General features: G+C 73.8%; 20 protein-coding genes and 1 rRNA gene. 12 read left to right on the top strand and 9 right to left on the bottom strand.

Annotated elements, in window-relative coordinates:
• Positions 1-44 precede the first annotated feature (44 nt).
• From ACFPL3_RS34815 to pruA, 6 genes are all read left to right on the top strand, one after another.
• Positions 45-374 (top strand): hypothetical protein, encoded by a 330-nt coding sequence (locus ACFPL3_RS34815; RefSeq protein WP_343940308.1) that lies wholly within the window; start codon positions 45-47, stop codon positions 372-374.
• Positions 371-868, top strand: coding sequence for a hypothetical protein (locus ACFPL3_RS34810; RefSeq protein WP_343940310.1), 498 nt, complete (start codon positions 371-373; stop codon positions 866-868). Before ACFPL3_RS34815 ends, ACFPL3_RS34810 begins: the two co-directional genes overlap by 4 nt.
• A 68-nt stretch (positions 869-936) precedes the next feature.
• Positions 937-1,782 (top strand): hypothetical protein, encoded by an 846-nt coding sequence (locus tag ACFPL3_RS34805; RefSeq protein ID WP_379590274.1) that lies wholly within the window; start codon positions 937-939, stop codon positions 1,780-1,782.
• A 49-nt stretch (positions 1,783-1,831) separates the two neighbouring features.
• Positions 1,832-2,173: an ArsR/SmtB family transcription factor gene (locus tag ACFPL3_RS34800; protein WP_343940314.1), complete on the top strand. Its 342-nt coding sequence runs from the start codon at positions 1,832-1,834 to the stop codon at positions 2,171-2,173.
• Entirely contained in the window at positions 2,170-2,637 is a 468-nt protein-coding gene (locus ACFPL3_RS34795; RefSeq protein WP_343940315.1) for an SRPBCC family protein, read from the top strand. Before ACFPL3_RS34800 ends, ACFPL3_RS34795 begins: the two co-directional genes overlap by 4 nt.
• A 123-nt stretch (positions 2,638-2,760) precedes the next feature.
• On the top strand, positions 2,761-4,386 hold the full coding sequence (gene pruA / locus ACFPL3_RS34790) for an L-glutamate gamma-semialdehyde dehydrogenase (protein ID WP_343940317.1): 1,626 nt from the start codon (positions 2,761-2,763) through the stop codon (positions 4,384-4,386).
• A gap of 4 nt (positions 4,387-4,390) precedes the next feature.
• Here pruA and ACFPL3_RS34785 read toward each other — a convergent pair whose 3' ends face one another.
• A complete protein-coding gene (locus ACFPL3_RS34785; protein ID WP_343940319.1) occupies positions 4,391-5,650 on the bottom strand; it encodes a cellulase family glycosylhydrolase in 1,260 nt (419 codons plus the stop codon).
• A 53-nt stretch (positions 5,651-5,703) separates the two neighbouring features.
• Positions 5,704-7,095, bottom strand: coding sequence for a MocR-like pyridoxine biosynthesis transcription factor PdxR (pdxR, locus tag ACFPL3_RS34780; RefSeq protein ID WP_379590271.1), 1,392 nt, complete (start codon positions 7,093-7,095; stop codon positions 5,704-5,706).
• Between the two features lie 51 nt (positions 7,096-7,146).
• On the opposite strand from pdxR, the gene ACFPL3_RS34775 reads away from it, so the two are divergent.
• The 6 genes from ACFPL3_RS34775 to ACFPL3_RS34750 all read left to right on the top strand — a co-directional run bounded on the left by ACFPL3_RS34775 (position 7,147) and on the right by ACFPL3_RS34750 (position 13,451).
• Positions 7,147-7,806, top strand: a complete 660-nt coding sequence (locus tag ACFPL3_RS34775; RefSeq protein ID WP_343939319.1) for a pyridoxamine 5'-phosphate oxidase family protein — start codon at positions 7,147-7,149, stop codon at positions 7,804-7,806.
• 43 nt (positions 7,807-7,849) lie between these two features.
• Positions 7,850-8,212: a hypothetical protein gene (locus tag ACFPL3_RS34770; RefSeq protein WP_343939304.1), complete on the top strand. Its 363-nt coding sequence runs from the start codon at positions 7,850-7,852 to the stop codon at positions 8,210-8,212.
• Between the two features lie 38 nt (positions 8,213-8,250).
• The gene (locus ACFPL3_RS34765) at positions 8,251-10,347 is read left to right on the top strand and encodes a prolyl oligopeptidase family serine peptidase (RefSeq protein WP_343939306.1); all 2,097 of its coding nucleotides are present in this window, start codon (positions 8,251-8,253) and stop codon (positions 10,345-10,347) included.
• Positions 10,344-11,342 (top strand): mechanosensitive ion channel family protein, encoded by a 999-nt coding sequence (locus tag ACFPL3_RS34760; RefSeq protein ID WP_343939308.1) that lies wholly within the window; start codon positions 10,344-10,346, stop codon positions 11,340-11,342. Before ACFPL3_RS34765 ends, ACFPL3_RS34760 begins: the two co-directional genes overlap by 4 nt.
• A gap of 26 nt (positions 11,343-11,368) precedes the next feature.
• Complete coding sequence (locus tag ACFPL3_RS34755) at positions 11,369-11,752, top strand: globin (protein WP_343939310.1); 384 nt, start codon at positions 11,369-11,371, stop codon at positions 11,750-11,752.
• 82 nt (positions 11,753-11,834) lie between these two features.
• Complete coding sequence (locus ACFPL3_RS34750) at positions 11,835-13,451, top strand: glycoside hydrolase family 13 protein (protein WP_343939311.1); 1,617 nt, start codon at positions 11,835-11,837, stop codon at positions 13,449-13,451.
• Between the two features lie 176 nt (positions 13,452-13,627).
• Here the strand turns inward: ACFPL3_RS34750 and ACFPL3_RS34745 are convergent, their stop codons facing one another.
• The 7 genes from ACFPL3_RS34745 to rrf form a co-directional block, all read right to left on the bottom strand.
• Entirely contained in the window at positions 13,628-14,260 is a 633-nt protein-coding gene (locus tag ACFPL3_RS34745) for a DUF8185 domain-containing protein (protein ID WP_343939313.1), read from the bottom strand.
• Positions 14,257-14,673, bottom strand: coding sequence for an acyl-CoA thioesterase (locus ACFPL3_RS34740; protein WP_343939315.1), 417 nt, complete (start codon positions 14,671-14,673; stop codon positions 14,257-14,259). Before ACFPL3_RS34740 ends, ACFPL3_RS34745 begins: the two co-directional genes overlap by 4 nt.
• A gap of 47 nt (positions 14,674-14,720) precedes the next feature.
• On the bottom strand, positions 14,721-19,442 hold the full coding sequence (locus tag ACFPL3_RS34735) for an NAD-glutamate dehydrogenase (RefSeq protein WP_343939317.1): 4,722 nt from the start codon (positions 19,440-19,442) through the stop codon (positions 14,721-14,723).
• Between the two features lie 202 nt (positions 19,443-19,644).
• Positions 19,645-22,809, bottom strand: a complete 3,165-nt coding sequence (locus ACFPL3_RS34730) for a hypothetical protein (protein WP_379590266.1) — start codon at positions 22,807-22,809, stop codon at positions 19,645-19,647.
• 118 nt (positions 22,810-22,927) lie between these two features.
• Positions 22,928-24,604: an energy-dependent translational throttle protein EttA gene (gene ettA, locus ACFPL3_RS34725; RefSeq protein WP_343941958.1), complete on the bottom strand. Its 1,677-nt coding sequence runs from the start codon at positions 24,602-24,604 to the stop codon at positions 22,928-22,930.
• Positions 24,605-24,627: 23 nt separating this feature from the next.
• Complete coding sequence (locus ACFPL3_RS34720; protein ID WP_343941959.1) at positions 24,628-25,128, bottom strand: single-stranded DNA-binding protein; 501 nt, start codon at positions 25,126-25,128, stop codon at positions 24,628-24,630.
• 223 nt (positions 25,129-25,351) lie between these two features.
• A 5S ribosomal RNA gene (gene rrf / locus ACFPL3_RS34715) occupies positions 25,352-25,452 on the bottom strand; the annotation flags it as partial.

Raw genomic sequence — 25,452 nt, 5'->3', positions numbered from 1 at the left:
CCGTGCGCGGCCGAGTACGGCCTGATTCGTTGACAGGAGATGACATGAAGAACTCGTTCCGCGACATCAAGGCGCAGATGGTGCAGATGGGCGACACCATCACGAACAACCAGCCGCTGGTCCTCGATGTCTGCAGCGTGCGGAAAGAGCTGAGGAAGGCCGTCGCCGACCGGCTGGTCGGGGACGAGACCGCGGCAGCCATGGAAAGGGCCCTCGTCGAGGCGGAACGAGAGCTCGCCGCACCCGCTCCGCGCCGGAAGCGGCTGCGCGAGATCGTCAAGGGGATGGCCGCACTCGCGGGCGGGATCAGCGCGTCCGCCGGGCTCGTCGAGTCGGTCGACGCCTTGACCCGCACCATCACAGGTGCGCGATGAGCGGGCAACGGTTCCGGGACGTCCACGCCGAGGTCGTCCAGTTCGCCGACACGATCCACAACCGGGAGCCGGCGCGCACCGTGGACGACCTCATGCACGCGGGCCACGTCCTGCTCGCGAGCCGGTCCTACGCCGAGGCTGCGCGCTGCTTCACGGAGGCGATCACCGAGGAGCCGGCGCGCGCGGAGGCCCACTTCGCCCTGGCACTCGCGCTGCTGCAGGGGCAGCGTCCGCACCGGCACGGCGAAGCGACACTGCGCCGGGTGGAGGGTCACCTGCACGCGGCATCGGGTCTCGTCGAGTCGCGGGTCCTCGAGCTGCTCGTGGCCGAGGACAGCCGGCTGGCATGGCGGCACGCGCCGCCGCAGATCCCGTCGCACGTCACCGCGCTTGCGCGTGAGCTCCCCGTCGACCGTGCGGTACTCATCCTCACCCACGTTCCGGCACCGGAGGCACGGACATGGCGCGCGATCGAACAGGCGCAGGAACGATAACAACGGAGGTCGCGATCGGCGGCCTTGCGATCGACGCCCGGCGGGACGCGGCGCGGAGATACTTCACGATGACTCCGCCCCGGTCCGACAAGCGCAACGGCATCCTCGTGGCGGGCCTGGGGATCGTCGGCGTCGGCAACGCCGGGGCCCTGGTCGGCCTGACGGACCAGTGGGCTGCCGGGGTCGTGATCGGTGGGGTCGCGCTCGGCTTCGTGGGGCAGGGCCTGCGGCTGCTGTCCGTCTACCGCCGTCGTGTCGAGGCGGCCGAGCCCAAGCCCACCGACGCGCATATGGACGCGCTCCTCGGCGACGACATCCGCGACACCGCCGACCGCGCGCTGCTGGCACTCGGGATCACGCTGGACGAGCTGGCGCTGCGCAGCCGGGACGTCGACCCCCTCACGAAGGGCGGGCACCGGCGGCTCGCCGACCAGGGTCGCGGGCCGATCCCGGTCTTCGGCCCCACCCCGTTCACCCTCGGCCGGATCGGCCACGACGGCAAGTGGCGGTTCGCCCGGTACCGGATCATGGTCATTTGCCCGACCGGGCACAACCTCGGCATCTACACCTGCGACCTGGACTCGACGACGGGCCATCGGCTCCACGAGCGGACCGACGAGTACCACTACGACGACGTCGTGGCCGTCCGGACGACGACCACCACGACACCCGATATCGCGATCCGGGTGCTCGACGCGACGGCGCAGAACCGGGTCGCACTCGGCAGTCCGCTGCACCGGCAGTTCCAGATCATCGTCTCGAGCGGCGATCGCGGTTCGATCATCGTCGGGATCGAGGACGAGCACGAGTCGGGACAGACGGTGCCGCTCCAGGAGTCCGGGATCGAGGCCGTGATCGAGGCGGTCCGGCGGATCCTGCGGGTCAAGAAGGGCGGCATCGCCCCGTCCCTGTAGCCGGGGCTCGCCCTTGACAGCACTCCACCACGGCGCAACACTGAACTATATGGTTCAGTGTTCGGACGGGCTCGACGACTCCTTCCGCGCGCTGGCCGACCCGACCCGCCGCGGGATCCTCGAGCGCCTCGGCGCCCGTGAGGCGTCCGTCAGTGAGCTCGCCGAGCAGTTCGACATGACGCTCACGGGGATGAAGAAGCACATCGCCGTGCTCGAAGAGGCGGGCCTGGTCACCACGGAGAAGGTCGGACGGGTCCGGATCTGCCGGATCGGCCCGCGCCGGCTGGAGGACGAGACCGCGTGGATCGCGCGGTACCAGGAGATGCTCGAGGCCCGGCTCGACCGGTTGGGGACCTTCCTCGAGCGCACGAAGGGAGACCCGGAGCGATGAGCGAAGCGACGATCACCACCCCGGCCGAGCGGGAGATCCGCATCGAGCGCGTCTTCGACGCACCGATCGCGCGGGTGTGGCGCGCCTTCACCGACCCGGAGCTGATCGCCCAGTGGTGGGGACGGGGCAACACGCTCGAGATCGTGCGCATGGAGGTCGAGCGGGGCGGCCACTGGCGGTTCGTCGAGCACGGACCCGACGGCGACCACGGGTTCGAGGGCCGCTACCGCGAGGTCACGCCGATGGAGCGGGTGGTGCAGACGTTCGAGTGGGACGGCATGCCCGGCCACGTCGCGGTCGAGACCGCCGAGTTCACCGACCTCGGTGACGGTGCCACGTTGCTCACCACCACGTCGCTCTTCCACACCGCCGAGGAGCGCGACGGCATGCTGCACTCGGGTATGGGGGTCGGCCTGCGCGAGAGCTACGCCGCCCTCGACAAGCTGCTCGCCGGCCTGTCCTGAACGAACGCGCGGGCTCGTCCGCCCAGACAACGGCACTGCAGGATCGTTGTACGTCCGGACGAGCCCGCGACGGACCGGGCTTCCTAGGGTTCAAGGCACCCGAGACCCCTGGGAGCCCCTGCCATGGACGCGATCACCTCCACTCCGGTCCCACGGAACGAGCCGGTGCGCGACTACGCGCCGGACTCACCGGAACGCACGAGCCTGCAGGCCGCGCTGGCAGAGATCGGCGGCACGCGCCACGAGCTCACCAGCACCATCGACGGCCGCAGGCAGATGGCGAGCGGCACGCCCTTCGACGTGGTTGCGCCGCACGACCACGCCCACGTGCTGGGCACCTCCGCGCACGCCGGGCACGGCGAGGCGAAGGCGGCCGTCGAGGCGGCGCTGCGGGCCGCGCCCGAGTGGCGCGCTCTGCCGTTCGAGGCGCGGGCGTCGGTGCTGCTGCGCGCCGCCGACCTGCTGTCCGGGCCGTGGCGCGACCGCCTCAACGCCGCCACCATGCTCGGCCAGGGCAAGACCTGCTACCAGGCCGAGATCGACTCGGCCTGCGAGCTGGCCGACTTCTGGCGCTTCAACGTGGCCTACGCCCGCCAGATCCACCAGAACCAGCCGAACAGCGGCCCGGGCGCGTGGAACCGGATGGACTACCGGCCGCTCGAGGGCTTCGTCTACGCGATCACGCCCTTCAACTTCACCGCGATCGCCGGGAACCTGCCCACCGCGCCCGCGCTGATGGGCAACACGGTGATCTGGAAGCCGTCCCCCACGCAGACGCTCGCCGCCTGGTACACGATGCGGCTGCTGGAGGAGGCGGGTCTCCCGCCCGGCGTGATCAACATGCTCACGGGTGCGGGGCCCGAGATCTCCGAGGTGCTGCTCGCCGACCGCGCGCTCGCCGGGATCCACTTCACCGGCTCCTCGGCCACGTTCCAGCACCTGTGGCAGCAGGTCGGCGCGAACATCACCCACTACGCCACCTACCCGCGGCTCGTCGGCGAGACCGGCGGCAAGGACTTCGTCGTGGCCCACCCGTCCGCGGACGTCGACGTGCTGCGCACCGCGCTCGTGCGCGGCGCGTTCGAGTACCAGGGCCAGAAGTGCTCGGCGGCGTCGCGGGCGTTCGTGCCGCGCTCGGTCTGGACGCGGATGCGCGACGACCTCGTGGCGGAGGTCGAGGCGCTGCCCATGGGCGACGTCGAGGACTTCGGCAACTTCCTCGGCGCGGTCATCGACCGCAGGGCCTACGACAAGGTCACCACCGCGATCGAACGCGCCCACTCCGACCCGGGCCTCGAGGTGATCGCGGGCGGCACCGCCGACGACACCACCGGCTACTTCGTGCGGCCCACCGTCGTGGTGGGCGGCGACCCGGGCCACGAGGTGTTCTCCACCGAGTACTTCGGGCCCCTGCTCGCCGTCCACGTGTACGAGGACGGGGAGTTCGAGCAGGTGCTGGAGCACGTCGACCGGGGCGCTCCGTACGGGCTCACCGGCGCGGTGATCGCGCAGGACCGCGCGGCCGTCGAGAAGGCGTCGGAGGCGCTGCGCTTCGCCGCGGGCAACTTCTACGTCAACGACAAGCCGACGGGCGCCGTCGTCGGCCAGCAGCCCTTCGGCGGCGGGCGCGCGTCGGGCACCAACGACAAGGCGGGCTCGATCTACAACCTGCTGCGGTGGGTCAGCCCCCGCACGATCAAGGAGACGTTCGTGCCGCCGCGGGTGAGCCGCTACCCGCACCAGGGCTGACGGGCTACCGGGTGTTGGCCGCGATCCGCTCCAGGATCCAGCCGATGCCCGGGTTCTCCGGCGTCCCGTCCGCGGTGCCGGGCCCCACCTGGAACGTGTTGTTCCACTGGCCGGGCGTTCCCGGGGTGCCGAGGTGGTCGGCCGTGCCCACCCGCGACGCGCCCTGGAACCAGCCCGCCACGTGGACCATGAGGTGGAGCTGCCGCCGCGGGTCCTGGCCCACGTGGTCGATCAACCGCCGGTACGAGTCCTTGCCCGCGATCGCGCCGTCGGTCGCGCTCGTGTAGTCCTCGTCGCGCCAGGCGCCGAACACGCGGCGCCACTCCGGGAAGTCGACGTGGAAGCCGTCGGGGGCCGGTAGCGACCTCGTCTCGTCGTCCAGGAAGCCCTGGCCGCTGCCGCCGAACGACTCGACGTTGACGATCGGCTTGGCGGTGTGGTCCCGGAGGGTGTCGAAGGCGTCGATCGCCTCGTCGCCGGTGGCGCCGGCGTCGTGCATGAGCACGTCGACGTCGTCCATGTCCGCGATGTCCGCGCTCTCGTCGGTCTCCACCGTGCCGGTGCCGACGAGGCGCCCCGGCGCGGCCTCCTTCACCGCGCGCAGGTAGGCCGCGAGGCTCTCCTCGGACTCGATCGAGTTCGAGTCGTCCGGCTCGTTGTAGACGTCGAAGATGACGTTCGCCTGGTCCGCGAGCGCGCCGGCGGCCGTGCGCGCCGCGGCGGTGAGCATCTCCCGGGAGTCGTGCTCGGCGGCCGACCGGTAGAAGAGCCCGACGATCACCACCATGCCGCGCTCGTCGGCCGCCGCGACGATGCGCCTCGTCCGCTCGAGGACCTCCGCGCCGCTCGTCGAGCCGTTCGCGGTGTGGTCGTCGTCGTCCCCGAACCCGACGATCGAGGTGATCTCCCGCGGTTGCGGGTCGAACTCCCCGGCGTCGGTGAACACGCGCGTGTAGCCACCGCTCGACCCCTGCAGCCACAGGATGAAGCTGTTCACGCCGTGGTCGCGCCACGTGTCGAGCTGGGAGATCAGCTCGTCGGTCCAGTCGTCGCGCATCGCGGCGCTGGCCACCCGGAACCCGAACAGCGTGGACGGCGTGCCGTTCACCAGGATCTGCCCGTCCTGCGCGGACACGGTGGTGCGCGAGCTGCTCGGCACGGGCTCGGGCACCGGCTCCGCCCGGCCCGGCTCGGGCCGCTCCACCGCCGCGCACGCGGCCACCAGCAGCACCAGCACACCGCACAGGGCGGCACGGGAGATCACGCACGGACGGTAGCCGCGCCCCGCCGCCGGACGAACGGCACATCCGTACCGCTCTATCGGACGAGGGTGCCGCTCGTACGCGTGAGGACCTCCGTCACCAGCGGGAGCGCGCGTTCCAGGTCTGTGCCCGACGTGCCCGCGTAGCCCAGCACGATCCCCGCCCGGGCCGGGGCTCCGGCGTGGTGGCGGGCCAGGCCGTCGAGCCGCACACCCCGCTCCGCCGCCGCGGCCACGGCGTGCCGCTCGGCGGCCGCATCCGGCAACGGGATCACGACGTGCGCGCCCGCGGCGTCGCCCTCCACCACCAGCCCGGCCGACCGCATCGCGGCGGCCACCGCGTGGCGGCGCGCGGCCAGCTCACGCCGCAGCCGCCGCAGGTGCCGGGCCAGGTCACCGTGGGCGCCGAACGCGGCGAAGACGCGCTGCCCTGCGCGCGCGGGCCGTACCCCGCCACGCGCGCGGACGGCCAGCACGGCCTCCCGGACCGCGGGCGGCCCGACCAGCCACCCGACCCCGAGGGTCGGTGTGAGCACCTTGCTCGCCGTGCCCAGGTGCACCACGACGTCCGGCCCGAGCGCCGCGAGCAGCGGCAGGGGCGCGACGTCGTAGCGCAGCTCCCCGTCGTAGTCGTCCTCCAGCACCAGGAACCCCTCGGCGCGCGCCCGCTCCACCAGCGCGACGCGGCGGGCCGCCGACAGCCGCGACCCGGTGGGGTACTGGTGCGCGGGCGTGCAGTAGACGGCCGCGAGGCCCGCCGGGAGCGCGTCCACCACGAGACCCGCGGCGTCGACGGGCACGGCCACGACGTCGAGCCCCGCGTCGCGCAACGCCGCGGCGGCCCGCTGGTACCCCGGCTCCTCCACCGCGACCCGGGCCCCCGGGGGCAGAGTGCGGGCCACCTCACCGATCGCCGCGGTGCTGCCGCCGGTGGCGAGCACGTCCGACGGCGCGGCGGGCAGGCCGCGGTGGCGCAGCAGGTGCTCGACCACCACCCGCCGGAACGCCGCGAGCCCCACCTCGTCCGGCACGACGTCGGGCGCCGGGTCGGCCGCGGCGCGCCACGCGCGGCGCCATGCGGCCCGGTCCAGCGCGGCGACGCAGGGGGTGCCGGGGGTCAGGTCCACGAGGGGCCGCTCGGGTCGCGGGTCGGGCGCCGCCGCGGGCCGCACCCGGGCCGGCGGGGCGGCCGGTGCGCCCACGACGTACGTGCCCGAGCCGCGCCGCCCCTGCGCCCAGCCCTCGGCGAGCAGCTGGTCGTACGCCGCGGCCGTGACCGTGCGGCTCACGCCGAGCGTCGCCGCGAGCGCGCGGGTGGACGGCAGGCGGTCGCCCGCACGGAGCGTGCCGTCGGCGGTGGCGGCGCGCAGCGCGTCGGCGAGCTGGACGGCGAGCGGGCGCCCGGCCGAGCGGTCCAGCGACAGCGGCGGCAGATCCACGAGTGGCATTCCGAAGTCGAGCAGTAGTGGCCCTGCCAGGATGCCACCTCCGTGGTGACCATGGGGAGCGTGAGCCTCTCGACGACCACGCGCACCGCCCTGACCCGCCACCGCGAACGCGCCTGCACCGACCGCGCCGACCTGCACGCGGTGCTCGACGCCGGGCTGGTCGGCCACGTCGGCCTCGTCCGCGACGGCGCGCCGGTCGTGCTGCCCACCGGCTACGGGCGCATCGGCGACACCGTCTACGTGCACGGTTCCACCGGAGCGGGCTGGCTCCGGATCCCCGACGGCACCCCCGTCTGCCTGACCGTCACCCACGTCGACGGGATCGTCTACGCGCGCTCGGTATTCAACCACTCGATGAACTACCGCAGCGCGGTGGTGCACGGCGCCGCCCGGCTCGTCACCGACCCCGAGGAGAAGCTGGCCGCGCTGCACGCCATCGTGGAACAGCTCTCGCCCGGCTCGTGGGAGCACGCCCGCGAGCCGGCCCGCCGCGAGCTCGCCGCCACCGCCGTGTTCGGGCTCGACCTCGCCGAGGCCAGCGTCAAGGTGCGCAGCGGCCCGCCGGCCGACGACGAGCCCGATGTCGTCGCGGGCGGCCGCTGGGCGGGCGTGCTGCCGGTGCACACGGTCTTCGGCACCCCCGAGACCTGCCCGACCCTGCCCGCCGGCACCCCGGTGCCCGGCCACGTGGCCGACCGCCGCCCGGCGTGAATCGGTTTGCTCCCGGCGCGACCGCCGGGAGATCGTGTGCCGCGTGTCCAGGATCGAGGTGCACCGCGACGGTGACGGGGAGCTGCTCGGGTTCGTCGAGCCGGCCGCCGACGGCGGCTGGCGTGCGCTGGTGGTGTTCGGGGCCGAGCTCACCACCGCACCCGATCGCGACACCGCGATCGCCGAGGTGCGGTCGGGCGCCCTGCCCGCGCTCGCCGAGCGCTGGTGGTACCGCGACGGCGAGGAGTGGGTGCCCGCCGCGATCCAGGAGGCCGGGCCGGGCCGGGTCACCGCGGTGGTCGGCGACGGGAGCCTCTTCGCGGGCGTGATCGGCAACCCCGACGCGGCCGCTCCGGTCACGCTGACCGGCGCGGATGCGGCCGCGCTGCGCAGGCGGCCCGCCTGACGGAGACCACCGGACCGGGTGACGTAACCTCGGCCCGCGTGGACGCCGCCTACCCGGACGCCGAGCGCCTCGCTCTGGTGGAGGACCTGCACGGCCATCGCGTGGCCGATCCCTACCGCTGGCTGGAGGACCCGGACGACCCGCGTACGCGCGCGTGGTCGGCGGCCCAGGACGCGCTGACCCAGGAGCAGCTCGGGGTGCCCGGGCGGGACGGGCTCGCCACCCGGCTCACCGAGCTCCTGTCGGCCGGCTCGGTGTCGGCGCCGCTGTGGCGGGCCGGGCGCCGGTTCGCCACCCGCCGCGAGCCGGGGCAGGAGCACGCGGTGCTGCACGTCCGCGAACCGGACGGCAGCGAGCGCGTGCTGCTCGACCCGGTCGCGATCGACCCCAGCGGGCGCACCACCCTCGACGGCTGGGTGCCCGACCTGGAGGGCAAGCGGCTGGCCTACCAGCTCTCCACCGGCGGCGACGAGCACTCGGTGCTGCACGTGCTCGACGTCGCGTCCGGGGAGGACGTCGAGGAGCCGATCGACCGCTGCCGCTACTCCGACGTGGCGTGGCTGCCCGGCGGCGAGGAGTTCGTGTTCGTGCGGATGGTGGCCGAGCACGAGGTGCCCCCCGGGGAGCAGGCGTTCCACCGCCGCGTCTGGCGGCACCGCGTGGGCACGCCCACCGCGGACGACGAGCTCGTGGACGGTCCCGGCCTCTACGACGAGCACACCTACTACGGCGTGCACGTCGCCCGCGACGGCGGCTGGCTGGTGGTCACCGGCAACATCGGCACCGCCCGCCGCGACAGCGTGTGGATCGCGCAGCTGCGCGAGGGCGAGGAGGTCCCGCCGCTCACGCCGCTGCTCACCCAGGCCGACGACGTCCAGTGCCACGCCTGGGTCGACCGCGACGGCCTGCTGTACCTGCACACCACCGACGGGGCACCGCGCTGGCGGCTGGCCGTCACCGACCCGCACACGCCGGGCCGGGAGCACTGGCGGGAGCTGGTGCCCGAGGATCCCGGATCGGTGCTGCAGGCCGTGCGCAGGCTGGAGCGCCCCGACGGGCCGCCGCTGCTCGCCCTCGCCCGGGCCCGGCACGCCGTGGCCGAGGTCGCGCTGCACGACGCGAAGGACGGAAGTCCGCAGGGCACCGTCCCGCTGCCCGGCACCGGCTCGCTCACCGGGTTCTCGGTGGCCGACCGGGACACCCCGGCCGAGGCGGGCAGGCTGTGGCTCGGCTGGACCGACCTGGTGACGCCCCCGGAAGTGCACCGCTTCGACCTCGCCACCGGGGAGACGGTGCGGGAGGAGACGGCCCCGGGCGCGGTCGACGTGCCCGCCGTGCACACCGAGCACCGCGAGTTCACCTCGGCGGACGGCACGACGGTGCGCATGTTCGTCATCTCCCCGCCCGGCGCCACCGGTGCGCGGCCCACCCTCGTCACCGGCTACGGCGGGTTCGGGATCAGCCGCGAGCCCGCGTTCACCGCGTCGGCGCTCGCCTGGGTGGAGAAGGGCGGCCGGTTCGCGCTGGTGTCGCTGCGCGGCGGCGGCGAGGAGGGCGAGGAGTGGCACCTCGCCGGCAACCGCGCCAACAAGCAGAACGTCTTCGACGACCTGCACGCCGCGGCCACCGCGCTGATCGACGCGGGCGACACCACCGCCGACCGGCTCGCGATCATGGGCGGCTCCAACGGCGGGCTGCTCGTCGGCGCCGCGCTCACCCAGCGCCCCGACCTGTACCGGGCCGTCGTCTGCTCGGCACCGCTGCTGGACATGGTGCGCTACGAGGAGTTCTCCCTCGGCCGCACCTGGAACGACGAGTACGGCACCGCCGCCGATCCCGAGGAGCTCGGCTGGCTCGTGAACTATTCGCCCTACCACCACGTCCACGAAGGTGTGGCGTACCCCGCTGTGCTCTTCACCGTGTTCGACTCCGACACGCGGGTCGACCCGCTGCACGCCCGCAAGATGTGCGCGGCGCTGCAGCACGCCACCACCGGCGACCCGCGCACCCGTCCGATCCTCATCCGCCGCGAGACCGACGTGGGCCACGGCGCCCGCGCGGTCTCCCGCACCGTCGCGCTGGCGGTCGACCAGCTGTCCTTCCTCGCCGCCCACACCGGTCTGGAGCTGTCGTGACCACCGCTTCCGTTCCCGTCGCTGCTGTCCCCGACCAGCCCGCCTGCGCCGCCGACGCGGGCAGCTGGTGCGCCGAGTTCTACAAGCTGACCAACAGCGATTTCCTGGCCCGCTCCGCCGACACGATCGTCTCGACCACGTTCAACGTGTCGCTGATCGTGGTCCTCTGCGTCCTGGCCCGGTACCTGATCCACCGCGCCATCAACCGCGTCGTCGACGGCGCCACCAACTCCAAGATCTCCCGCATCGTCGGCCGCACCCCCCGCCTGCGCGGCAACGCCACCGCCAACGGCACCGCCACCCCGCGCCGCGCGCAGCGGGCCCGCACGATCGGCTCGGTCCTGCGCTCCATCGCCTCGACCGTGATCCTCGTGGTCGGCGCGATCATGGTGCTCGCCGAGTTCGGCGTCGCGCTGGCGCCGATCCTGGCCTCTGCCGGGATCGTGGGCGTCGCGGTCGGGTTCGGCGCCCAGAACCTCGTGCGCGACTTCCTCTCGGGCATGTTCATGCTGCTCGAGGACCAGTACGGCGTCGGCGACATCATCGACGCCGGTGAGGCCAGCGGCGTCGTCGAGGCCGTCGGGCTGCGCATCACGACCCTGCGCGACCACCAGGGCACCGTCTGGTACGTCCGCAACGGCGAGATCCTGCGCGTCGGCAACAAGAGCCAGGGCTACGCCGTCGCCGTGGTCGACCTGCCGCTCTCCCACTCCGCCGACATCCCCTCCGCGAGCGCCGTCGCCGCCCGCGCCGCCACCGAGCGCGTGGCCGAGAAGGACGTCGCCGACTCGGTGCTGGAGCCGCCCGAGCTGCTCGGCGTCGAGCACGTCGGCCCGGAGGGGGTCACGCTGCGGCTCACCGTCAAGGTCAAGCCCGGCAGGCAGTTCGCCGTGCAGCGCGCGCTCAACGCCGCCATCGCCGACGCGTTCGAGGACGCCGCGGTGCCCCGGCCGACCGTGTTCCCGGCCGCGGACGCACGCCCGTCGATGCCGTAGCCCGGACGGGGAGGGATGATGGAGCCGTGACCGATCCTCAGAACTTCTACGCCGAGGTCGGCGGAGCCCCGGTCTTCGAGAAGCTCGTCCGGCGGTTCTACGAAGAGGTGGCCGCAGACGAGGTGTTGCGACCCCTCTACCCCGAGGAGGACCTCGGCCCCGCCGAGGAGCGGCTGCGGCTGTTCCTCGAGCAGTACTGGGGCGGCCCGCGCACCTACTCCGAGCGGCGCGGGCACCCCCGCCTGCGCATGCGCCACGCGCCCTTCACGATCGGGCCGATCGAGCGCGACGCCTGGCTGCGGTGCATGCGGGTGGCCGTCGACGACGCCGGCTTGTCCCCCGCCCATCGTGACCAGCTGTGGCAATACCTCACCTACGCGGCCGCCAGCATGGTCAACAGCCACTTCTGAGTTTCACCCGAGAGTTCGAAGTACTACCCGGTGTGACGGACAGCCCTCGCTCCGTTCCCGATCGCTTGGCAAGATCTGGCGCGTGCAGCGCCAACCCGCCTCGCCGGCTCCGGTGGCAGACCCCCAGTGGTGGCGCGACGCCGTCGTGTACCAGATCTACGTCCGGTCGTTCGCGGACGCGGACGGCGACGGCGTCGGCGACCTCGAGGGGATCCGGGCCCGGCTCGGGTACCTCGAGCTGCTCGGCGTCGACACGCTGTGGCTCACCCCCTTCTACACCTCCCCGATGGCCGACCACGGCTACGACGTGGCCGACCCGCGCGACGTCGACCCCGTCTTCGGCGACCTCGCCGCGTTCGACCGGCTCGTCGCCGACGCCCACGAGCACGGCCTGCGCGTCACGATCGACCTGGTGCCCAACCACACCTCCCGCGAGCACGAGTGGTTCCGCGCCGCGCTGGACGCCGCACCGGGCAGCCCGGAGCGGGCCCGCTACCACTTCCGGCGCGGACGCGGCCCCGACGGCGACGAGCCGCCGAACAACTGGCAGAGCGTCTTCGGCGGGCCGGCGTGGACGCGGGTGCAGGACCCCGACGGCAGCCCGGGCGAGTGGTACCTGCACCTGTTCGCCCCCGAGCAGCCCGACCTGAACTGGACGAACGCCGAGGTCTGGGCCGACCTCGAGAAGACGCTGCGGTTCTGGCTCGACCGCGACGTCGACGGATTCCGCATCGACGTCGCCCACGGCATGAGCAAGCCGCCCGACCTCCCGGACACGCGCGAGGAGCGCGAGCCCGCAGGCGACGACGAGCGGTGGGCCCCCGCGAGCGGCGAACCCGACCCGCGGTTCGACCACGACGACGTCCACGGCGTGCACCGCATGATCCGCGCCGTGCTCGACCACTACCCCGGCCGCCTCGTCATGGGCGAGGTGTGGGTGGGCGACAGCTCCCGGTTCTCCCGCTACGTGCGCGCCGACGAGCTGCACCTGGGGTTCAACTTCCGGCTCGTCCGCGCCCCCTTCGACGCCGCGGCCGTCCGGTCCGCGATCGAGCAGTCGCTCGGCGCCGTGGCCGACGCGGGCTCCTCGCCGGGCTGGACCCTCTCCAACCACGACATCTCCCGGCCCGTCACACGCTACGGCGGCGGCGAGGCCGGCCTCGCCCGCGCCAGGGCGATGACCCTCGTCGAGCTGGCGCTCCCGGGGATGGTCTTCCTCTACAACGGCGAGGAGCTCGGCCTCCCCGACGCCGACCTGCCCGACGACGTGCTGCAGGACCCGATCTGGGAGCTCTCCGGCCACACCCGCCGGGGCCGCGACCGCTCCCGCGTGCCCATCCCGTGGGAGGGCAGCGCCCCCGGATACGGGTTCACCGCGAGCGACCCGTGGCTGCCCATGCCGCCCGAGTACGGGAAGCTGGTGGCCGCCGAGCAACTGGAGGACACCGGCTCCACGCTGTCGCTGGTGCGGCGGGCCATCGAGCTGCGCAAGACCCACCCGGGTTTCCAGGGCCAGGAGCTGGAGTGGTTCGGCGCGCCGACCGGGTGCCTCGCGTTCCGCCGGGCCGGCACCACCCTGGTGTGCGCGCTGAACACGTCGGCGGAGATCGTGCCGCTCCCGCCCGGCGAGGTGATCCTCGCCAGCGGCCCCCTCACCGACGGCATGCTCCCGCCGGACACCGCGGCCTGGCTCGCCTGAGGGCCCGCGGAACGCGCACCTCGCCCCGCAGAACGGAACAATCACCCCGCCAGACGCGAGACTCGCCCCACCAGAAGCGGGACTCGCGCACCCCGGCGAGTCTCGCGCCCGGGCGGCCGAGTCCCGCAAAAGGGACGGGCGAGTCTCGCGTTTCGCGGGGAGAGGTGTGCGCGGGGTCAGCCCACGAGCAGGGGCAAGGCGGTGACCCGCCGGCGCACGACCGCGCCGTAGCGGGCGTCCAGCCGCATCCAGCTCCCCGTGGCCGACACCCTCACCACGCCCGCGTCCGGCCCGGCGTCGCCGAGGAAGCCCATCCCGGACAGCGCGAACAGGCAGCGCAGCGGCACCTTGACCGCGGGCCGGGCCCCGGCCGACACCGTGAGCACGGTCTGGTCCAGCAGCGAGGCTGGCGGACCCATCGGCCCCGCGTTCTCCCGCGCGACGGCGAGCCCGCGCTCGGTGAGGCGCTCCAGCTCGGCGGCCGGCACGTCGTCCACCGGCTGCCAGCCCTCCGCCGGGGGCAGCTCGCCCTGCCAGAGCCCGCCCGCGCCCGGGTCCACCGAGTCGGCCCGCTCCACCGTGAGCGCCGTGAGCAGGCCCGTGGCCGGCACCGTGACGTCGCCGGGCTCCACCTCGCCGTGCACCGTGCGGGTGGCGAGCACGTCGAACGGGGTGGCCGCCCACGCCGTGACCGTGCCCTCCCCCGCCCGCAACCGGACCAGCGCGGCCTGGTCGAGCCGCACCACCCGCGCGACGAACGCGCCGAGGTCGCCGCGCTCGTCCGGGTCGGGCACCGTCAGCCGGGTCATGCCACCCACCGTCCCAGGAACTGGCGCTCCTCGGGCGTGAGCCGGCGCGGCCGTTGCGCGTCGAGGTCGAACGCGGCGAGCCGCGTCTCGGCCGTGACGGCCACGGCGTCGCCCTCCTCCGGGCCCTCGTGCATGGCGTAGCGGATGCGGAACGCGGCCGCCCGCACGTCCTCCACGGTCATCGCCACCCGCAACCGCCGCGCCCGGTAGGACAACTGGCGTTTGTAGTCCACCGACAGCCCCGTGACGAGCAGGCCTTCGGCGAACCCGGACACGCCCTCCGCACCCGCGGCGTCGAAGACGAGCTGGATGCGGGCCTCTTCCAGGAGCGTCACGGTGACAGCGTGGTTGACGTGCTGGAAGACGTCCTGGTCGGTCCAGCGGACGCCGACGTCAGCGATGAAGGGAGCCACACCGTCCACCCTCTCAAGTGCCGCTCCCGAGCCCGCTGAGGGTCCCCTCAGCGGGCCAGACCGCGCAGCTGGCGCGAGACCACCGACAGGGTGGCCAGATCCAGCTGCCCCGCCTTGCCGACCTCCTGCAACGCCGCCCGGGCGCGCACGAGCCGCGACGCGTTGGCCTTCTCCCACAGCGCGATGGACCTCTCCACCGAGGTGCCGGGCCCGGCCTCCCGCAACGCGTCGAGGGTGATCGCCCGCAGCGACGCGTACAGGTCGTCGCGCAGCGCCAGCCGGGCGAGGGCGTGCCAGCGGTCGCCGCGCTCCAACGCGGTGACCGACGTGAGCGCCGAATCAACCCCCAGGTGCTCGGACAGCCCGTAGTACAGGGCCGCGACCTCCTGCGGCTCCCGCGCCTCCCGGTCGCGCTCGGACAGCTCCGTGAGCTCGACGACGTCGAGCAGCCCGTAGCTGTAGACCAGCACGGCGTTGCGCATCGCGGCATCGGCGTCGAGCCCGGCCGCCCGCAGCTCCGCGGCCCGCATCTCGACGCCCGCCTGCTCGCGTCCGCGCAGGAACGTCGGCAGGTCTGCGCGCAGCTCCCGGACGGTGGCGGCGAACCGGCTCACCTCGGCGCCCACGGCCAGCGGCTGGGGGCGGTTGGTGAGGAACCAGCGCGAGGCCCGGTCGAGCAGCCGCCGCGACTCCAGCACCAGCTCGTCCGACAGCGACGTGGGGATCTCCGGCGACCGCAGCTCGCGCCACAGCTCGGGCAGGTCGTACACCGCGGTGGTGACGGCGTAGGACCGCATCGCGTCGGTCGGCCCCGCCGACAGCTCCTCGCCGAGCCGGAACGCGTACGTCATCCCGGCGCCGTCGACCATCTCGTTGACCAGGAGCGTGGTGACGATCTCGCGGCGCAGCGGGTGCTCCCGCACGGCCGCGGCGAACCGCTCGCGCACGGCCTGCGGGAAGTACTCCGGCAGGCGCGCGGCGAACGCCGCGGCGTCGGGCAGGTCGGTGTTCAGCACCTGCGCCGTGAGGTCGAGCTTGGTGTGGGCTAGCAGCGTGGCCAGCTCCGGGCTGGTGAGCCCGGCGCCCGCCTTCTCCAGCGCGGCGAAGCCGGCCTCGTCGGGGAGCACCTCGATGGTGCGGTCGAGCCCGCGGCGCGCCTCGAGGTCGGCGGTGAGCCGCGCGTGCACGCTGACCATGGCGGGGGCGTGGGCGCGACCGATGCCCAGCACCTCGTTCTGGTCGCGGTTGTCGGCCAGCACGAGCTCGGCGACCTCGTCGGTCATCTCCAGCAGGACCGCGTTGCGGGCCTCCTGCTCGAGCTCACCCTTCGCCACGAGCCGGTCGAGCAGGATCTTGATGTTGACCTCGTGGTCGGAGCAGTCGACGCCCGCGGAGTTGTCGATCGCGTCCGTGTTGATCTTGCCGCCGCGGCGGGCGAACTCGATGCGCCCGCGCTGCGTCAGGCCGAGGTTGCCGCCCTCCCCCACGACCTTCACCCGCAGCTCCGAGGCGTCGGCGCGCACGGCGTCGTTGGCCTTGTCACCCGCGTCGGCGTGCGTCTCGTCCGACGCCTTGACGTACGTGCCGATGCCGCCGTTCCACAGCAGGTCGGCGGGCGCGCGCAGGATCGCCGCGATCAGCTCGGGCGGGCTCAGCCGGTCGACGCCGTCGGCGATGCCCAGCGCGGCGCGGATCTCCGGCCCGATCGGCACCGACTTCGCGGTGCGCGGCCAGACCCCGCCGCCCTTGCTGATCACCGACCGGTCGTAGTCGTCCCACGACGAGCGCGGCAGCGCGAACATCCGCTCGCGCTCGGCGTAGCTGGCCGCGGGGTCCGGGTTCGGGTCGACGAACACGTGCCGGTGGTCGAACGCCGCGAGCAGCCGGATGTGCCGCGACAGCAGCATCCCGTTGCCGAACACGTCACCGGACATGTCGCCGACCCCGACCACGGTGAACTCCTGGGTCTGGGTGTCGATCCCCAGCTCCCGGAAGTGCCGCTTCACGCTCTCCCACGCGCCGCGGGCGGTGATGCCCATGGCCTTGTGGTCGTAGCCGACCGAACCACCGGAGGCGAACGCGTCACCCAGCCAGAACCCGTACGAGGCCGCCACGTCGTTGGCCACGTCGGAGAACCTGGCCGTGCCCTTGTCGGCGGCGACCACGAGGTAGGAGTCGTCGCCGTCGTGGCGCACCACGTCCGGCGGCGGCACCGTCTCGGCGCCCACGAGGTTGTCGGTGACGTCGAGCAGCCCCGAGATGAACGTCCGGTAGCAGGTCTCGACCTCCTCCGGCCCCGCGTCGGAGCGCCGCACGATGAAGCCGCCCTTCGCGCCGACCGGCACGATCACGGCGTTCTTCACCGCCTGCGCCTTCACCAGGCCCAGGATCTCCGTGCGGTAGTCCTGCGGACGGTCGGAGTAGCGCAGACCCCCACGCGCCACCGGCCCGAACCGCAGGTGCACGCCCTCCACCCGCGGCGAGTACACGAAGATCTCGAACTTCGGGCGGGGCGCCGGCATCCCCGGCACCTCGGCCGGGTCCAGCTTGAACGAGAAGAACGGCCGGTTGCGGAACCAGTTGGTGCGCAGCGTCGCCGTGATCATGGCGAGGTAGGTGCGCAGGATCCGGTCGGCGTCCAGCCCTGTGACCGCGTCGATCAGGCCCCTGGCCTCGGCCAGCGCGGCGAGCTCCTCCCGCTCCCGCTCGGCGAGGCCGGGCTCGAACCGGGCGCGGAACAACGCCATCAGCGCGCGGGCCACCGCCGGGTACGCCAGCAGCGTGTTCGCCATGTACTGGGGTCCGTACGGGCTCCCGAGCTGACGCGCGTAGCGCGCGTACGCCCGCAGCACGGCCGCCTCCCGCCACGGCAGGCCGGCCCGCAGCACCAGCGCGGAGAACCGGTCGGACTCGGCGTCCCCGGCCCACGCGGCCCGGAACGCCGTGCAGAACGCCGTGACGACCGCGGGATCGTCGAACGCCGCCCGGGTGGCGTCGTCGACGTGCAGCCCGAAGTCGTAGAGCCAGCACCGCAGCCCGTCGGCCCGCACGAACTCCGACGGGCGTTCGTCGAGCACGTCCACCCCGAGCTGCTGCAGCAGCGGCAACACCGCGGTGAGCGACGCGGGCGCCCCGGCGAGGTACAGCGTGAACCGCGGCTCGCCGCCCTCGACGTCGGCGATGTACATGCGGGTGTCGAAGTCGCCCGGCCCGGACAGGGCGGCGATGCGGCGCAGGTCCTCGACGGCGTGCTGCGGGGCGACGGCCGCCTTGTACGGCTCCGGCACCCCCGGCAGCAGCGCGGTCATCCCCGCCGTGTCGGGCTGCGAGAGCAGGCGGTCGTCCCACGTGCGCACGGCCTCGGTGAGCTCGTCCTGCAGCGCCGACACGTCGACGTCGCCGAAGCCCGCCGCGTCCTGGTCGGTCAGGACCGTGAAGTGCACCATCGCGAGGCTCGACTCCGACAGCCGCACCGTGAACTCGACCTGCCGGCCGCCGAGGCGACGCTGCAGCACGTCGGCCATCCGGCGGCGCGCGTCGGTGGTGTAGCGGTCGCGCGGCACGTAGACGAGGCACGAGATGAACCGGCGGTACGGGTCGGGGCGCAGGAACAGGCGCACCGAGCGGCGCCCGGCCACCGCGAGCACGCCGACCGCGGTGTCGTGGAGGTGCTGCTCGCCCACCGCGAACAGCTCCTCCCGCGGCAGGCCGGAGATCACCTCCAGCATCCGCTGCCCGGAGTAGGACTCCAGGGGGAACCCGGCGCGGCGGATCGCGTCGCGCACGCGCCGCTCGACCAGCGGGATGTCCAGCACGCTCTCGTACAGCGCCGGCACGGTGAGCAGCCCGAGGAACCGGTGCTCGCCGACGAGCCCGCCGTCGGCGTCGAACGTGCGGACCGCGAGGTAGAAGGGGTGCACCGGCCGCAGCGGGCTCGGCGCGCTGGCCCGCGTCATCACGAGCAGCTCGTCCTGCGCCTCGGCCTTCTCCACCTCGGGCGCGAACTTCTCGGCGATCGTCGAACCCTTGCGGAGCATCCCGAGGCCCGACTCCGACTCGGCGTGCAGGTCGTCGCCGCTCACCCGGTACTGCTGGTAGCCGAGGAACGTGAAGTGGCCGTCGACGAGCCAGCGCAGCAGCTCACCGACGTCGGACGGGTCGGCGCCCGCGCGCACCGCGGGCCCCGCCGACAGCTCGTCGGCCACGGCCCGCGCCCGCTCCGCCATCGGCTCGGCGTCCTCGACGATCTCGCGGACGTCGCACAGGACGCGCGCCAGAACCTGCTCGAGCTCGTCCCGGTCGACGTCGGTGGGCACCAGGTCGAGGTGGATCCACGACTCGACGAGCGCGTCGGCGGGCGGCGCCGCCGGGTCGGCGGTGGTGAGTACCTCCGTGAGCTCGCCCGCCTCGGTACGCCGCACGACGACGATCGGGTGGATCACCCGCTCGACCTCGGCACCGGCCCGCCCCACGGCGGCCAGGAGCGACTCCACGAGGAACGGCATGTCGTCGGTGACGATCTCGACGACCGTGCCCGCGTCCGCCCCCTCGTGCGGGTCGCGCAGGCGGATCAGCGGCGCCCCGGCGGCCCGCACCCGCGCGAGTTCCATGTGGTCGCGGGCCGCTCCGAGCAGGAGCGGGCGATGGTCACCTCGCTGGAGGTCGGGGGCGTGGCGCGTGTACAGCGCCCCCAGCTCGGCAAAGGCAGGGTCGATCGGCTCGGGATCGGTCGCGGGCGACTGCGCCTGCTCCCGGGTCCGGCTCGTCACATTCAGCTCCGGGTCTCGCCGACGGCGTGCTCGCTCCGCCGCCGTGGTGCGCCCGCGGGGCAGCGGGCTCGCTCGCCACCCTAGCCCCGATCCACACCCATGATTTCCGCTCGCCACCGTCGGCGGGCGGGGCGGCAACCCGTAAGCTGCACACCCCCGCATCCGGCCGGTTGCGCCGGGTGCCGCGCCCGGATGCGGCCCCTCAGATGCCCCGGTAGGCGGCCAGCGCGCCCGCGAGCAGATCGGCGAGGCCGAGGCCTTCGGTGGACTCCGCGCGCTCGGGCTCGCGGTCTCGCGACGCGCCGGCCCCGGCGGCCGCAGCGGCGTTCTCGTCGGGCTTCGCCCGGCGCCCGGCGCCGGCCGGCGCCTGCACAGCGCCGTGCGGCACACCGTTGCCCGTGGGCCCCGCGCCCGCCGGCCCGTTGGATCCCGCCCCGTTCCCGGACGAGCCGTTGCCCGCGGCTCGGTTGCTCGCGGCTGCCTTGCTCACGGACCCGTTGCCCGCCGAGCCGTTGCCCGCCGAACCGTTGCTCGCAGTGCTGTTACCGGCAGCCCCGTTGCTCGCGGACTCGGCGCTGCGGCGCCGGGCGGCACGGCCTGAACCGGTCGGCTTCGCCGGCTCCTGGCCTGCGGCCGGCTGGTCGTCGGCCTTGTACCGGTGGCTCCGCTCGCCCTTCTCGTCGCGCGTGCGCTCCGACCGCGTCCGACCGCCACCGTGGCGCCCGGCTCCGGCCGTGGCATCGGACGGCGCGTCGGCAGCATCGGAGGCCTCGATGGGCTCGTCGTGGCCGGAGAACGGCCAGCGCGGCAGCGCCCCGTCGTGCACCAGCGCAGCAGCCTGTTCCGGGCGGGCTCGCGAACCGCGGTCGGGCCGGACGGCCCGGGCGGCGGCCCGGTACTTCTGGCCGCGCTCCTCGGACGCACCGGCACTCGCGTCGGCCCACCGGCTGCTCCCGGTGCCGGCCTCGCGGGCCGTGGTGAGGGGCTGCAGGATCTGCGCTCCCACCGGTCCGTCCGCGTCGTGCACGGCCACGCGCAGCTGCGCACCCGGCAACTCCTCCGCGGTGGCGAAGCCGTCCAGGAGAGTGGGCAACGTGCGATGCATCCAGTCGGTGGCGTCGGCACGACTCCAGCCCGCACGTGTGACGACGAGCGCGTCGGCGTCGCCGAACCGCGAACGGCCGCCCTCCGGGAGGCGGTCGGCGATCAGATCGGCGACCGAGCGCACCACCGCCGCCGCGCGCGGGCCTGCGAAGCGCCGGCCGTCGCGGGCGATGTCGACCACCACGGCGCAGCCGTCGTGGTCCGCAGGCTCCTCGAGGTCGAGCTCCCCGATGCCGGCTTCCTCCGCAGGGGTCTCCGCCGTGAAGGGTGTCTCGATGTCCGGCGGTCCGCCGACGCTGAGGCCGCTGAGGGCGCGGTCGAGCTCAGCGAGCGCCGACTGCAGCCAGTCGTCGGAATCGCCGGGCTCGGCGGCTGCACCGGTGGCCGCGGCGGCAGGTGCGGGGGTGGCCGGCACGGGCTCCTCGGAGACCTCCGCGGCCGGCGACCAGAGCTCGGCCTCCAGCGAGGCGGTCTCCGCCGGTGCGGTGTCCGGGCGCCGTCGCGTGCCGCCCGTGCCGCGCGAGCGGCGGCCACCCTCGCCCGGGTGCTCCTCGGTGTCTCGTGGGCTGCCGTGACGCGCGCGGGACCCCTGGGGCCTGCCATTCGTGGCCAGGGCGTCGTCGTCGCGGTGGCGGGAGCGCCGGCGGGACCGGCCCTCCTGCTCCCCGGCACCGCCCGCATCCTCCGGGCGCTCGCCGGGTGTCTCGGGCGCGGCCTCGGCGCGCTCCTCCCGGGCACGGCGCGAACGCCGCCGGTCGGAGTCGGAGTACCGGCCACGGCGCCTGGTCGGGGGGCGTTCCTCGGCCTCGTCGGCCGGGTCGAGGGTGGGCACCCAGCTCGACGAGCTCGCCGGCTCCTCGGCAGGCTGCTCCCGGGCTCCGACGGACTTGCCGTTGCGCGGTGCCGCGCCGTTCGCCACCGGCTCCGGCGGGTCGTTGCGGAAGCTGCGCAGGAGCAGGTCCCCGATCGGGGAGTCGCCCGCATCACCGCCCCACGGCACCGCACCCCACGCGGGCGCCTGCTCCTCGGCGGGGGTGGGCTCGGGTGCGCCGGTGAACGCGGGCTCCCCGACGGGCCGCTCGAACCGCGGCTTCTCCCGCTCCTGCTCCTCCCGGCGGCTGGACCGGAGCTTGCGATCGCTCCGGGTGATCGCCGGCAGGACCGTGGTGGCGTCGGAGCTGCCGGCGATGTGGTCGGCTGTGTCGCGAGCCGGGGCCTCCGCCCGTGCGCGGCGCCGCTTCGGCCGCTCGGGGTCGGCCGGGAGCTCGGCGATGGCGGCGAGGAACCGCCGTGCGCGGGCCCGGTCGGTGCGCTCGGCCTCGACCGCGAGCTGCAGCGCCGCCAGCGCGATGTCGACCTGCCCCGCCTGCTCGTGCAGCGCACCGAGCGCCGTGCGGCAGACCGCCTCGAGGTCGGGCACCCCGCTGCCCGCCGCATCGTCGGCCGCCTGCGCGATCAGCTCCGCCGTGTCGGTGCGCGGGTCCTGTGCGGCGAGCGCACGGGTGACGGTGAGCCGCAGGAGGGCCAGCTGCCGGGTGGGACGGGCCTTCTCCGACAACCGGGGCAGCAGCGCATTGCAGCCCTCGGCGGCCTCCGTCAGCCGACCGGCGTCGAGCAGCGCCGAGATCCACTCCGCGGCGAGCGCCGCCGCCAGGTGGCTCGACCGGGTGCCCGCGCCGCTGCGGCCGCGCTCCAGCCGCGCGAGCCCGTCGGCCGCGTGGTCGACCGCCGCGGCGGGACGTTGCGCCCGCCGCTCCACGACCGCCCGGACCAGTGCCACCGATGCCCCGCCGAGCTGCGCGGCGGCCCCGCCGACCGTGGTCCACGCCGCTTCGGCCGCGTCGAGCGCGGCCGCCACCTCGTCGGGGGCGTCCTCGACCGCGCACCTGGCGTGGGCGCAGAGGAGGTCGGCCGTGAGCTCCGGGTCGTCGTCGGCGCGCACACCCGCGAGGAGCCTGCGGGCCGCGTCGACCTCCCCGGCGCCTGCGGCGACCATCGCCAGCTCGATCCGGAGCCGCCGCGCGGCGGGGCCGGTGAGGGCTGCATCACCCCAGCGCGGCAGGGCGGCCAGCACCCCGCACGCGGTGTCGCGCCCGTCGCCGGTGGCGACCCGTGCGTGGAGGGCCCAACCCGCCGCGGCCAGCCAACGATCCTGCTGGTCTGCTGCGGAGGCCTCCTCGAGCACGTGGTCGGCCAGCTCGGCCGTGAGGTCGGGACGGGCCCACCGGAGTGCCGCAGCCGCATCGAGGAGTTCTGCGTCCACCCGTGGTACCGATCCGACCACTCGGCCTTCGGCACGCGTCGACCCCACGTGACCTCCTGAAGTGCCGGGATCCACCTCCCGGGCCGGCAGAGATCACCAGCCGGGGGATGCATAGCTCTCAGTCGCGCGTCAGCTTACGGTGCGTCACTCGGTGCGGGCGCGCGGCCTCCGCTCCCAGGCGTTCGATCTTGTTGCGCTCGTACGCCTCGAAGTTGCCCTCGAACCAGAACCACGAGGCCGGGTTCTCGTCGGTGCCCTCCCACGCCAGGATGTGGGTGACGACGCGGTCGAGGAACCAGCGGTCGTGGGAGATCACCACGGCGCACCCGGGGAACTGCTCCAGCGCGTTCTCCAGCGACCCCAGCGTCTCCACGTCGAGGTCGTTGGTGGGCTCGTCGAGCAGGATCAGGTTGCCGCCCTGCTTGAGCGTGAGCGCCAGGTTCAGCCGGTTGCGCTCGCCGCCCGACAGCACGCCCGCCGGCTTCTGCTGGTCGGGCCCCTTGAACCCGAACGCCGCCACGTACGCCCGCGAGGGCATCTCGACGTTGCCGACCTTGATGTGGTCGAGACCGTCGGAGACGACCTCCCACACCGTCTTCTTCGGGTCGATCCCCGAGCGGTTCTGGTCGACGTAGGAGAGCAGGACGGTGTCGCCCACCCGCACGGTGCCGGAGTCGGGCTTCTCCAACCCCACGATCGTCTTGAACAGCGTGGTCTTGCCCACGCCGTTGGGGCCGATCACACCGACGATGCCGTTGCGCGGCAGCGAGAACGACAGGTCCTTGATCAGGACGCGCCCGTCGAAGCCCTTGTCGAGGTGCTCGACCTCGACCACGACGTTGCCCAGCCGCGGCCCCGGCGGGATCTGGATCTCCTCGAAGTCGAGCTTGCGGTACTGCGCGGCCTCGGCGGCCATCTCCTCGTAGCGCTGCAGGCGGGCACGGCTCTTCGCCTGCCGCGCCTTGGCGCCGGATCGGACCCACGCGAGCTCCGACACCAGCCGCTTCTGGAGCTTGGCGTCCTTGCGGCCCTGCACGGCCAGGCGCTCGGCCTTCTTCTCCAGGTAGGTGGAGTAGTTGCCCTCGTAGCCGATGGCCCGGCCGCGGTCGAGCTCCATGATCCACTGGGCGACGTTGTCGAGGAAGTACCGGTCGTGGGTGACCGCCAGGATCGCGCCCGGGTACGACGCCAGGTGCTGCTCGAGCCACAGCACGCTCTCTGCGTCGAGGTGGTTGGTGGGCTCGTCGAGCAGCAGCAGGTCGGGCTTGCTCAGCAGCAGCTTGCACAGCGCCACACGCCGGCGCTCACCCCCGGACAGCTGGGTGACCGGCATGTCGGGAGGCGGACAGCGCAGGGCGTCCATCGCCTGCTCGAGCTGGGAGTCGAGCTCCCACGCGTCGTTGTGGTCGAGGATCTCCTGGAGCCGGCCCATCTCCTCCATCAGCTCGTCGGAGTAGTCGGTGGCCATCTGCTCGGCGATCGCGTTGTAGCGGTCGAGCTGCTCCTTGATCTCGCCGAGGCCCTCCTCGACGTTGCCGAGGACGGTCTTCTCCTCGTTGAGAGGCGGCTCCTGCTGGAGGATGCCGACCGTGGCCCCGGGGGCCAGGATCGCGTCGCCGTTGTTCGGCTGCTCCAGGCCGGCCATGATCCTCAGCACCGTGGACTTCCCGGCGCCGTTCGGTCCGACGACGCCGATCTTCGCTCCGGGCAGGAAGTTCAGCGTGACGTTGTCGAGGATGACCTTGTCGCCATGGGCCTTCCGGACCTTTTGCATGCTGTAGATGAACTCCGCCACGTGTCGATGGTAGTTGCGGCGGGTCACGCCCCGACGGCCCCCTCACCGGCGAGCACGCCGAGGCGGCGTTCCGGACCCGCGGGACCGTCGTCGCGCTCCGCCGGAGAGGCAGCCATGGTGGCCGTCGCAGAGGCCGTCAGAGCCGACGGCGGAGCGTCGGCCGCAGCGGCACGCGTGCGCGTGACCGCCGCCGTGCACCACCGCAGATCCGGGCCGATCGCGGCCGCGCTGACCTCCAGCCGGGGCTCCACCCGACCGTCGCGCTCGAAACTCGCGTTGACGAGCTTCCCGTGCACGACGACCGGATCACCCACGCGCAACGACACCAGCACGCTCTCGGCGAGCTGGCGCCAGCAGGTGACCGTGAGGTAGACGGGCTGGGCGTCGTTCCAGGCGTCGGCGGTGCGGTCGAACCAGCGCTCGGTGGTGGCCACCCGGAACTTCGCCCCGGTGCCCTTCGTGGAATTGAGCCGCTCCGGCTGGGTGGCGATCCGCCCGGGAACCGTCACGTAGATCGCGCTCATCGCTCGCTCCTCGCTCGTGGTGGGCCGGCCTGCGCGGCCGTCCACCACGAGCGTGCGCGGTGGGGGGCGCCGGGACGAGCGTGCAGCCGAACCTGTGGACGGACGGCAGGCGAGGTGGGCAACTCCCGCCTTTGCCTCCAGGACTGTCAGCGGCAGATGCGAGGATGGGCAAAAACAAAAGTGGGCCCCCGCCATCAGGCGGGGGCCCACTGAACACGTTGAATGTCGGCGGCGACCTACTCTCCCACACCCTGGCGAGTGCAGTACCATCGGCGCTGGAGGGCTTAGCTTCCGGGTTCGGGATGGGACCGGGCGTTCCCCCTC

Source organism: Pseudonocardia zijingensis (assembly GCF_042657305.1).
Taxonomy (GTDB): Bacteria; Actinomycetota; Actinomycetes; order Mycobacteriales; family Pseudonocardiaceae; genus Pseudonocardia; species Pseudonocardia zijingensis.
This window is presented reverse-complemented; position numbering and strand designations above follow the sequence as displayed.

Bases quoted from the DNA above. Each gene is read 5' to 3' on its own strand.
- ACFPL3_RS34795 (WP_343940315.1), top strand. From the start codon at position 2,170: ATGAGCGAAGCGACGATCACCACCCCGGCCGAGCGGGAGATCCGCATC.
- ACFPL3_RS34810 (WP_343940310.1), top strand. From the start codon at position 371: ATGAGCGGGCAACGGTTCCGGGACGTCCACGCCGAGGTCGTCCAGTTC.
- ACFPL3_RS34815 (WP_343940308.1), top strand. From the start codon at position 45: ATGAAGAACTCGTTCCGCGACATCAAGGCGCAGATGGTGCAGATGGGC.
- ACFPL3_RS34775 (WP_343939319.1), top strand. From the start codon at position 7,147: ATGGGGAGCGTGAGCCTCTCGACGACCACGCGCACCGCCCTGACCCGC.
- ACFPL3_RS34800 (WP_343940314.1), top strand. From the start codon at position 1,832: ATGGTTCAGTGTTCGGACGGGCTCGACGACTCCTTCCGCGCGCTGGCC.
- ACFPL3_RS34805 (WP_379590274.1), top strand. From the start codon at position 937: ATGACTCCGCCCCGGTCCGACAAGCGCAACGGCATCCTCGTGGCGGGC.
- pruA (WP_343940317.1), top strand. From the start codon at position 2,761: ATGGACGCGATCACCTCCACTCCGGTCCCACGGAACGAGCCGGTGCGC.
- ACFPL3_RS34745 (WP_343939313.1), bottom strand. From the start codon at position 14,260: ATGACCCGGCTGACGGTGCCCGACCCGGACGAGCGCGGCGACCTCGGC.
- ACFPL3_RS34720 (WP_343941959.1), bottom strand. From the start codon at position 25,128: ATGAGCGCGATCTACGTGACGGTTCCCGGGCGGATCGCCACCCAGCCG.
- pdxR (WP_379590271.1), bottom strand. From the start codon at position 7,095: ATGCCACTCGTGGATCTGCCGCCGCTGTCGCTGGACCGCTCGGCCGGG.